We start from the raw sequence: 9,422 nt of genomic DNA on the forward strand, positions 1-9,422 counted from the left end.
CACCCCGATCGCGCCCCCGAGCACCCTGCCCCAGCCCACCGCCGTGTCAACCGGTCGGCGCTGACCGCGATTACCGTCCTCCGGACCACCAGCCGCCCCTCTTCTCTCCCGTGCCCTCGATACGGCCGCGCCATCTCACCGACTCCGCGTCCCACTCCGGGCCGTGACCCCAAGGTCCACAGCGAGCCCCTGCGCGCGGGAACCCGCCCCGTGTCGCATACGTCGGCACGAGCGCGACGCGTCCTGAACACCGGCTGACGCATCATGGCCCTGTGCGACTCGAAGCGATCACCTGGGACCGGCTCGGCGAGCGGCTGGCCGACCGCCTGCTCGACCTGAAGCCGGCCGACGGCAGCCCCTGGCCCCGCGTCGCCCTCGACGGTGCCCCGGCCGCCCGCCCGGGCGAACTCGCCGAGCGGGTGGGCGAGGCCCTGCGGATACGCGGCCGCCCTTCGCTCGTCGTCGGCATGGAGGGCTTCCTGCGCCCCGCCTCGCTCCGTCTGGAATACGGCCACCACGACCTGGAGGCCTACTACGACGGCTGGTTCGACACCGGCGCCCTCTGGCGCGAGGTCTTCGGCCCCCTCGAACCCGGCGGCGACGGCCGAGTCCTGCCCGACCTGTGGGACCCGGTCACCGACCGCGCCACCCGCAGCCCCTACATCCAACTCCCGCCCGGCGGCGTCCTGTTGCTGCACGGCCCCCTCCTGCTGCGCCACTGGTACCCCTTCGACCTGACCGTGCACGTCCTCCTCTCCGAGGGCGCCCTCCGGCGCCGTACTCCCGAGCCCGACCACTGGACCCTCCCTGCCTACGAGCGTTACACCGAGGAGACCGACCCGGCCGGTACGGCCGACGTCCTCGTCCGCGCCGACGACCCCCGCCACCCGGCGTGGAACGGCTGACCCAGCCGATCCGAGCGCTGCGGCGTCACCGCCCGGGCCCTGCCGCCGTCACCCAAAGGTTCCGGGTGCGGGTCCCTGCTGGCGCGGCGAGAATGTAGGGCGCCGGGACTTGCGGTGCCGCCCGCGCCGCGCCGGCCGTCCGGCACCGGGAGGTACTCCATGACCACCGCCGGAGACGTCATGCACCGGGGTGCCCAGTGGATCCCCGCTCACGAGACCCTCGACCGCGCCGCCCAGCTGATGCGTGAACTCGGCGTCGGAGCCCTGCCCATCAGCGACGCGGACGAACGGCTCTGCGGCATCCTGACCGACCGCGACATCGTCATCGGCTGTGTGGCCGTCGGCCACGACCCGGCCAAGGTCACCGCCGGTGAGATGGCCCAGGGCACCCCCCGCTGGATCGACGCGAGCGCCGACGTGACCGACGTCCTGCACGAGATGCGGGAGCACCGGATCCGCAGGCTCCCCGTCATCGAGAACAAGCGCCTGGTGGGCATGATCAGCGAGTCCGACCTGGCCCGGCACCTGACGGACGAGCAGATCGCCGGCTGGGCCGAGAGCGTCTACGCGCACTCCTCCACCACCCACTGACCCGCCCGGGGACGCCCCGGTCACAGCCATCCGTTGCGCCTGAAGCCGCGGTACAGCACACCGCAGCCCACGGCTATCACGCCCAAGACCAACGGGTAGCCGAACGTCCAGTGCAGCTCCGGCATGTGGTCGAAGTTCATGCCGTACACCCCGCAGACCATCGTCGGGACGGCGATCACCGCGGCCCACGCCGTGATCTTCCGCATGTCCTCGTTCTGCGCCACCGTGACCTGCGCGAGGTGTGCCTGGAGGATCGAGTTGAGCAGTTCGTCGAACGCGGCGATCTGCTCCTTGGCACGCAGCAGATGGTCGGTCACGTCGCGGAAGTACGCCTGTATCTCCGGGGCGATGACCTGGATCGGCCGGGTGGAGAGCTCCTCCAGCGGGCGGCTCAGCGGGGCCACCGCCCGCTTCAGCTCCAGGAGTTCACGCTTGAGCTGGTAGATACGGCCCGGGTCGACCCGCGCGCCGTTGTCCGAGAACACCGCCGTCTCGACCAGGTCGATGTCCGACTGCATGGAATCGGTGACGTCCAGATAGTCGTCGACCACATGGTCCGCGATCGCGTGCAGCACCGCGGCCGGCCCCTTGGCGAGCTGCCCGGGGTCGGACTCCAGCTCCTCGCGCAGCGGACCCAGCGATCCATGGCTGCCGTGCCGCACCGTGATCACGAAGTCCTCGCCGACGAACACCATGATCTCGCCGGTGTTGACCACCTCGCTCGTCGCCGTGAGCTCTTCGTGCTCGACGTAGCAGACCGTCTTGAACACCGCGAACAGTGTCTCGCCGTAGCGCTCCACCTTCGGGCGCTGATGGGCCTCCACCGCGTCCTCGACGGCCAGCGGGTGCAGGTCGAAGAGGTCCGCGATGCCCTCGAACTCATGGTCCGACGGTTCATGCAGGCCGAGCCAGACGAAACCGTCACGGCTCCTGCGCATCCGCTCCACGGTGTCGACCAGATCGCCGTCGACCGGGATGCGGGCTCCCTCCTTGTACGTCACGCAGTTGACCACCGAGGTGCCCAGCGGGGAGCGGGCGTGGTGGCTCAGGTCGACGCGCGGGCGCCGCCGGGCCAGCCGGGCCACCTTGCGCAGGCCGCCGACCCTGCCGAGGCTCGTGACCTTTCGCAGATTCCCTGCCATGGACATCTGGATCTCCTCGCGTGCATCTCCGTGCGACGCGTTTCTGCGTCTGGCGCGCCAGTTTGCCAGCTCGACGCAAGCGCCGGGTGAGCCTGTGGACAGGGGAGGTTCCGCTTGGTTCCCGTCTGTGGAAAACCGGTCCGCACCGCTCAGGCGTCCGGCCCGGTGTCCCGACGCACGCACGTCGCTCGTCTCCTCGCTCGTCTCCTCGGTCGTCCCCTCGTAGGAACCGCGTCGCCCGTTTCCGACAAGCGCGGCAACTGGGATCATCGCGGCATGACACGAACCGACGGGTATCTCCTCGACAACCGGCAGGAGGAGGCCGGAGAGCGCTTCGACGCCTTCGCCACCCTCTTCGACCCCACGACCTTCCGGCACATCGAGGGGTTCGGCATCGGATCCGGCTGGCGCTGCTGGGAGGTCGGCGCGGGCGGCACGTCCGTGGTGTCCTGGCTGGCGAAGAAGGTCGGCCCGACCGGAAAGGTCGTCGCGACGGACATCGACACCACGCGTCTCACCCCGGCGGCCCGGCCGCCGGTGGACGTGCGGGTCCACGACGTGAGCGCAGAGGAACCTCCCGGTGAGGACTTCGACCTGGTGCACGCCCGGCTCGTCCTGGTCCATGTGCCGGACCGGGAACGGGCCCTGCAGTCGATGATCAAGTCCCTGCGGCCCGGCGGACGGCTCCTGCTGGAGGACGCCGACCCCGCCCTGCAGCCTCTGACCTGCCCCGACGAACACGGCCCGGAACAGCAGTTGGCGAACCGGCTGCGCCAGGGCTTTCGGCGGCTGCTCGCCGACCGCGGCGCCGACCTCTCCTACGGCCGCACCCTCCCGCGACTGCTCCGTGAGGCCGGTCTGCGTCAGGTCGCCGCCGACGCGTACTTCCCGCTCGCCTCGCCGGCCTGCGCCGCCCTGGAGTCCGCCACGATCCGCCAGATCCGCGCCCAACTGGTCACGGCGGGCCTAGCCACGGACGAGGACATCGACCGCCACCTCGCCAACGTCGCCACCGGCACGATGGATCTGGCCACGGCCCCCCTGATCTCGGCATGGGGGCGCAAGGCGTAGTAAGGGGAGCGGGAATCGGGGGAACCGGTGACCGGTGGCCGGGCGGGAGTCCGGAGAACCGCCGATCGGCGGTGAGCCGGGAGGGGCGTCCGCTGACGGTGGGCGCCCGGTGATCGGCGGTGAGTCGGGGGAGTGTCCGCTGATGGTGGTGGACCGGTGATCGACCGTGAGTCGGGAGGGGCGTCCGCTGGCCATCATGGCTCCGCGACCGGCCGTCAGTCCGGAGGGGCGTCCGCTGGCCACCATGGCCCCCCGACCGGCCGTCAGCCCGGAGAGACGTCCGTTGGCCACCTGGCCCCCGACCCGTCGTCACTCCGGAATCGGTGGTCTCCCGCCCACCCGCTCCACCGCCAGCGCACCGGCCCGGCATCCCTCCGCCGCCGCGTCCTCGGGCGCGGCGCCCGCCAGCAGGGCCGCGAGGAACGCGCCTGTGAAGGCGTCACCCGCCCCGGTGGTGTCCCGGGGCGTCGCCGCTACGGCGGGCACGTGGGCGTACACGGTGCCGGACCGGGCGATCAGCGCCCCCTGGGCCCCCTGCTTGGCCACCACCAGCGGGACGTGGCGGCTCAACTTGGCCGCCGCGTCCGCGAGGTCGGGCAACCCGGTGAGCAGGCACGCCTCGTCCCGGCTCGGCAGCAGGACGTCCACCCCCTCGATCAACGAGAAGAAACGGTCCACTCCCACTTCCCGGAGGAAGCCCGCCGACGCCGGGTCAAGGCTCACCGGTACGCCACGCGCGCGTGCCGACTCCAGGGCGACGGCCACCAGGGCACGGCTCGGCTCCGAGAACAGGAGATAACCCGACAGATGCAGCCTCGCCACACCGTCGAGCAACGCGTCCGTCCAGTCGTCCGGCTCCAACCGCAGTGACGCGCCGCTCTCGGTGAGGAACGTCCGCTCGGCAGCCTCACCCGTGTCCACGAGGCAGATCACCGTCCCCGTCGGCGCCTCCGGATCGACGACCAGCTGCGGCCGCACCCCGCACGCGGCCAGTTCCCGCTCGTGCCACGTGGCCGAGTCCGCGCCCACCCGCCCCAGCAGCCGTACCTCCGTACCGCGCGCGCGGGCGGCCCAGCAGGCCACATTGGCCCCCGCCCCGCCCGGCACCGTTCGGATCGCGGCGGCGGTGTCCGTACCGGCGGCGAGCGGCCCTCGGTGCCGTGCGACGACGTCCGTGATGACGTCCCCGACGACCAGGAGGGCAGCGCCTCGGAGGGCCGCGGCGCTGCCCGGCGCGCTGTCCCGGCCGGTCGCAGGGTTACCCAGCCCGTCCGTCGTCACGCCCCGGCCCGGGCCGTCGCGATCCGCCCCGCCAGCCGCACGTTCCCGCGCACCGCCGCCAGGTTGGCACTCAGGGAGGCGCCGTCGGTGTGCCGCACGAGGTAGTCCAGCAGGAACGGCGTGACCCCCTGACCGGTGATCCCCGCCTCCTCGCAGGCCCGCAGCGCTTCCGCGAGCACACGCGCGTGCAACTCCGGATCCAGCTGCTCGTTCTCGGGCACCGGGTTGGCGACGATCAGCGCCGAGCCGGGGGCGTCCAGCGCCTCACGCGCGCGCATCACGTCCGCCACCTGCTCGGGGGTGTCCAGCCGCCACTCCACCGGATGCCCGGAGTCGGACAGGTAGAAGCCGGGGAAACGGTCCGTGCCGTACCCGGCGACCGCGACCCCCAGCGTCTCCAGTCGCTGGAGCGTCGCGGCCACGTCCAGGATGGACTTCACGCCCGCGCACACCACGGTGATCGATGTGCGCGCCAGCAGACCGAGGTCGGCCGACTCGTCCTGGGTCGTCGTCCACTCCCGGTGCACCCCGCCGAGGCCGCCCGTCGCGAAGACCTCCACCCCGGCCAGGGCCGCCAGCTGCGCCGTCGCCGACACGGTGGTCGCGCCGCTCACCCCCGCGGCCACCGCGAGCGGAAGATCCCGGTGGCCCAGCTTCCGGATCCCGTCCTCGTTGGCGACCCGCTCCAACTGCTGCTTGTCCAGGCCGACATGGGGCCGCCCGTCCAGCACGGCGATCGTCGCCGGTACGGCGCCCTCCTGCCGTACGACATCCTCCAGCTCCAGCGCCACCTGCAGATTGCGCGGACGTGGCAGCCCGTGCGCGATGATCGTGGATTCCAGGGCCACCACGGGTTGACGCGCGTCGATCGCCTCGCGCACCTCTTCGGACACCACCAGCACCACGGGCCTGCCTCCTGTCGATCGGTCTTCCCTCATCTCTGGCGGGCGGCACCTTCAGTCAAACCCTTGCGGGCTGCGGAGGACCACACCAGCCTGGGGTGCATGACGGACAACTCGACACGTCTCGACCATGTCGTCCTCTGGGTGCGCGACCCGGTGGCGTCGGCCGACTTCTACGAGAAGACCCTGGGTCTGGAACCCGTGAGGCTCACCGACTACGCCGCGGGGGCCGTTTCCTTCCCCTCCGTACGGCTCAACGACGAGACCATCTTCGACCTCATGCCGCTCACCCTGGCGGACGGCATGAAAATGGTCCCGGGCGCTGCCGAGAGCGCGGGACACCCCGTCAATCATGTCTGCCTGGCCCTGGCCGCCGACGATTTCGAGACACTCCGTGCCCGCCTGGAGGAACGGTCCGTGCCCGTCTCGGACTTCTCCCACGACTCCTTCGGCGCCCGTGGACCGGCCCGGCGCAGCTTCTACTTCCGCGATCCGGACGGGAACGTCTTCGAGGCACGCCACTACGACTGACCGCGCAAGCGGACCGCGTGCCACGCGCACGTGGTCCGCCTCGCGCGAGACGTCGTACCGGCGGTACACCTTTCAGCGTTTCGTGCGGGCCGGATACGTACGTGCGGCGGGCGCCCCGGACGAAGTCGGATGCCAGTGGCTGCGCGCACGGGAGACTCCGCCACCGCGCCGGCCCTGTGGACGGCCGTGGCGCGCGGAGCCCGACGAGCACTCCTGAGGGCGCCGGCCCGGAACGTCTCAGAACAGGGGCTCGGGCAGCACGCCCTCCAGCGCGAGCAGCTTCCGCTTGGTCTCCAGACCGCCGCCGAACCCACCGATCCCGCCGTCGCTCTCGACGACCCGGTGGCAGGGCACGACGACCGGCAGCGGATTGGAGCCCATGGCCACCCCCACGGCCTGCGCGGCACCCGGCTGGCCGACTCGTCCGGCCAGATCGCCGTACCCGACGACCTGGCCGAACCGCACGCCGGACGCCAGCTCGCGCAGCACCTGCCGGTTGAAGCCCGAGATCAGCGACCAGTCCAGGGGCAGCTCGAAGTCGTGCCGCTCGCCCGCGAAGTACGCCTCGACCTGGCATATCGCCTCGGCCAGCAGCGGAGAACCGGGCGCCTCGACGGGCTCGGTGCCCAACCGGGACGCGAGCCGCTCGAGCGCCTTGTCGCGGACCGCCTCGGTGGCGTGGAAGACCACGTTGACCAGACCCTCGTCGGTGGCGGCCAGCAGCAGCGGGCCGATGTCCGTGCCGACGACGGTCCACACGATCCGCTGCTCGTCCTGCCCATGGCTGTTCATGCGTCCACGGTACGGGCCACCACTGACAACACCCGGTGACCTGCGCGAACAGTCGGCCCGTCACTCGCGCAGCGCGTCTTGCACCACGTCCGGCTTGTTGGTGATGACGCCGTCGACGCCGTATCCGGCGACCAGCCGCGCGGCGTCCGCGGTGTCGACGGTCCAGGCGAAGACCTCCAGCGGCTTGTCGTGCGGGCCTGTGAAGGCATGGACCGTCAGGACGTAGACCCTGGAGACGGAGGTGTACGTCGGGTTGATCTGGTCGGTGAAGACCGCGTACCGGTGCAGGTCCGCCACGGACGGCGTGCCGAGGAAGCCGGTCCTCACACCGGGCTCGAGATCGTGGACGGTCCGCAGACTGGCCGCGCTGAAACTCTGCACGACGAGCCGGCTCCGGTGCTTCCCGTCGAGCCATCCCTCGTTGCCGAGGAGCTTGAGGGTCTCCCGCTCGATGCCGGGGTACAGCTGCGGGTGCTTGAGTTCGAGGAGCAGCTTCTGACGGTGAAGATCGACGCGGTCCAGATACTGCTTCAACGTCGGCACGCGCGCGCCCGCGTAGGCGGCGCCGAACCAGCTCCCCGCGTCCAGACGTGCGATCTCGGCGGCGGTGAAGTCCTTCACCTTCCACGGCGCCCGGTGGGGAAAGACCTGCTCGACGTCGGTGGTACGCGCCAGGCTGTCGTCATGGAGGACGACCAGCTTGCCGTCCCTCGTGCGCTGGACGTCGTTCTCGACCCAGACCGCGCCGAGCCGGGCGGCCTTGTCGACGGCGGCCAGGGTGTTCTCGGGGGCGTAGGCGGAGCCGCCCCGGTGGGCGATGACCGCGGGTGGCGTGCCGTCCTCGACGGCTCTGACGTCGGTCGCGGGAAGCAGGAGGGCGACGGTCCCCAGGAGTGCGGTGGTCAGGGCGGTCACGGCGCGCGCGTGCATACGTACTCCTCGCGTCGAGCGATCACGTACAGCACCACTTTGACAGCACCGGGTCAACGGCACCCGGGTACAGAATGGACACATCCTGAACGTGCGTGTCCCAAGTCCGCTCACCGGTGCCGCACAACTGGGGCAAGGGCGTGTTTCTTTGCCGGAAAATCGTTCGACCATTCCGGTGGCAGTCATACTCTCTGCCTCAACCCTGATCGCTCGGGCGATGCTGGGAAGGGGCACGTTTCAGGGAATTCCAGGATGTAAGAGGGCGGAAGGGCAGCCGCGCATGCAAGGCACGGTCGACGGATTCAGCTACGGACTCGTCACACCACTGGTGGCCTACCTCATGGCCTGCCTCGGCGGTGCCCTCGGCCTGCGCTGCACCACCAGATCCATGCTGGTCAGCCGGTCCTGGCGACCCGGCTGGCTGGCTCTCGGCTCGGCGGCGATCGGCTCCGGCATCTGGACCATGCACTTCGTCGCGATGATGGGGTTCAAGGTCGAACAGGCGCCGATCCACTACGACAGGTCCATCACCTTCGCGAGCCTGGGCGTCGCCATCGTCATGGTGGGCATCGGGGTCTTCATCGTCGGCTACCGGGGTGCGTCCGGGACGCCCCTGATGACCGGCGGTGCCGTCACCGGCCTGGGCATCGCCTCGATGCACTACCTGGGCATGGCCGGGATGCGCCTGAACGGGCAGCTGGAGTACAACACGGTCACCGTCGGCATCTCCGTGGTCATAGCCGTCGTCGCCGCCACCGCCGCCCTGTGGGCCGCCGGGCAGGTCAGGGGATTCCTGTGGAGCGTGGGTGCGAGCCTGGTCATGGGTCTCGCCGTCACGGGCATGCACTACACCGGCATGGCCGCCCTCAGCGTCCATCTGCACGGCACCTCAGCCCCCGTCTCCGGTGACTCTGCCGCCTCCCTGCTCGCGCCGATGATGATCGGACCGCTGGCCTTCCTGCTGCTCGCGGGTGTCGTCGTGATGTTCGATCCGCTGATGGTCATGGGCAAGCCCGTGTGGTCGCCCGCCGAGAACAAGCCCGGCGTCCCCGCCCGCGAACGCCTCCACCACCCAGCCGCTCCCCGCGCCTCGCTGCGCACCCACCGCAACGTGACCCACCACGACTCCCGCACCCCGCAGAACCGCTGACCCACCGGGCCCCGTCGCCGCCTCCGGTCCCCTTCCCGGCTCCTGTCGCCGCGCGGCGGCTCCCACGCTCCGTGGGCTCGTCCGGGCCCGCGCCGTCGCTCACGGTCCGTGGCACCGCCTGTCTGCC

The 9,422-nt window shown here is 71.1% G+C and carries 10 protein-coding genes; 5 read left to right on the top strand and 5 right to left on the bottom strand.

Annotation, left to right across the window (positions count from 1 at the left end; genetic code table 11):
- Positions 1-272 precede the first annotated feature (272 nt).
- Together ABZT93_RS19710 and ABZT93_RS19715 are read left to right on the top strand one after the other, a co-directional pair.
- Positions 273-905 carry a uridine kinase gene (locus tag ABZT93_RS19710; protein ID WP_356106036.1) on the top strand — a complete coding sequence of 211 codons (633 nt, stop codon included), beginning with the start codon at positions 273-275 and terminating at the stop codon, positions 903-905.
- A 159-nt stretch (positions 906-1,064) separates the two neighbouring features.
- Positions 1,065-1,496: a CBS domain-containing protein gene (locus ABZT93_RS19715; protein ID WP_356106038.1), complete on the top strand. Its 432-nt coding sequence runs from the start codon at positions 1,065-1,067 to the stop codon at positions 1,494-1,496.
- Positions 1,497-1,516: 20 nt separating this feature from the next.
- On the opposite strand, the gene ABZT93_RS19720 is transcribed toward ABZT93_RS19715, so the two are convergent.
- The gene (locus ABZT93_RS19720) at positions 1,517-2,644 is read right to left on the bottom strand and encodes a magnesium and cobalt transport protein CorA (protein ID WP_356106040.1); all 1,128 of its coding nucleotides are present in this window, start codon (positions 2,642-2,644) and stop codon (positions 1,517-1,519) included.
- 270 nt (positions 2,645-2,914) lie between these two features.
- On the opposite strand from ABZT93_RS19720, the gene ABZT93_RS19725 reads away from it, so the two are divergent.
- Positions 2,915-3,709 carry a methyltransferase domain-containing protein gene (locus tag ABZT93_RS19725; RefSeq protein WP_356106042.1) on the top strand — a complete coding sequence of 265 codons (795 nt, stop codon included), beginning with the start codon at positions 2,915-2,917 and terminating at the stop codon, positions 3,707-3,709.
- Between the two features lie 309 nt (positions 3,710-4,018).
- Here the strand turns inward: ABZT93_RS19725 and ABZT93_RS19730 are convergent, their stop codons facing one another.
- Together ABZT93_RS19730 and ABZT93_RS19735 are read right to left on the bottom strand one after the other, a co-directional pair.
- Positions 4,019-4,906, bottom strand: coding sequence for a sugar kinase (locus ABZT93_RS19730; protein ID WP_356106053.1), 888 nt, complete (start codon positions 4,904-4,906; stop codon positions 4,019-4,021).
- A gap of 80 nt (positions 4,907-4,986) precedes the next feature.
- On the bottom strand, positions 4,987-5,895 hold the full coding sequence (locus tag ABZT93_RS19735; RefSeq protein ID WP_356106043.1) for a pseudouridine-5'-phosphate glycosidase: 909 nt from the start codon (positions 5,893-5,895) through the stop codon (positions 4,987-4,989).
- A gap of 99 nt (positions 5,896-5,994) precedes the next feature.
- Here ABZT93_RS19735 and ABZT93_RS19740 point away from each other — a divergent pair, with 99 nt between their 5' ends.
- Positions 5,995-6,423 (top strand): VOC family protein, encoded by a 429-nt coding sequence (locus tag ABZT93_RS19740; RefSeq protein WP_356106044.1) that lies wholly within the window; start codon positions 5,995-5,997, stop codon positions 6,421-6,423.
- A gap of 237 nt (positions 6,424-6,660) precedes the next feature.
- On the opposite strand, the gene ABZT93_RS19745 is transcribed toward ABZT93_RS19740, so the two are convergent.
- Both ABZT93_RS19745 and ABZT93_RS19750 read right to left on the bottom strand, forming a co-directional pair.
- Entirely contained in the window at positions 6,661-7,215 is a 555-nt protein-coding gene (locus ABZT93_RS19745) for a methylated-DNA--[protein]-cysteine S-methyltransferase (RefSeq protein WP_356106045.1), read from the bottom strand.
- Between the two features lie 60 nt (positions 7,216-7,275).
- Complete coding sequence (locus tag ABZT93_RS19750) at positions 7,276-8,145, bottom strand: glycerophosphodiester phosphodiesterase family protein (RefSeq protein ID WP_356106046.1); 870 nt, start codon at positions 8,143-8,145, stop codon at positions 7,276-7,278.
- A gap of 280 nt (positions 8,146-8,425) precedes the next feature.
- On the opposite strand from ABZT93_RS19750, the gene ABZT93_RS19755 reads away from it, so the two are divergent.
- On the top strand, positions 8,426-9,295 hold the full coding sequence (locus ABZT93_RS19755; protein WP_356106047.1) for an MHYT domain-containing protein: 870 nt from the start codon (positions 8,426-8,428) through the stop codon (positions 9,293-9,295).
- The last annotated feature ends 127 nt before the right edge of the window (positions 9,296-9,422 follow it).

This window comes from Streptomyces sp. NPDC005303, assembly GCF_040607335.1.
Taxonomy (GTDB): domain Bacteria; phylum Actinomycetota; class Actinomycetes; order Streptomycetales; family Streptomycetaceae; genus Streptomyces.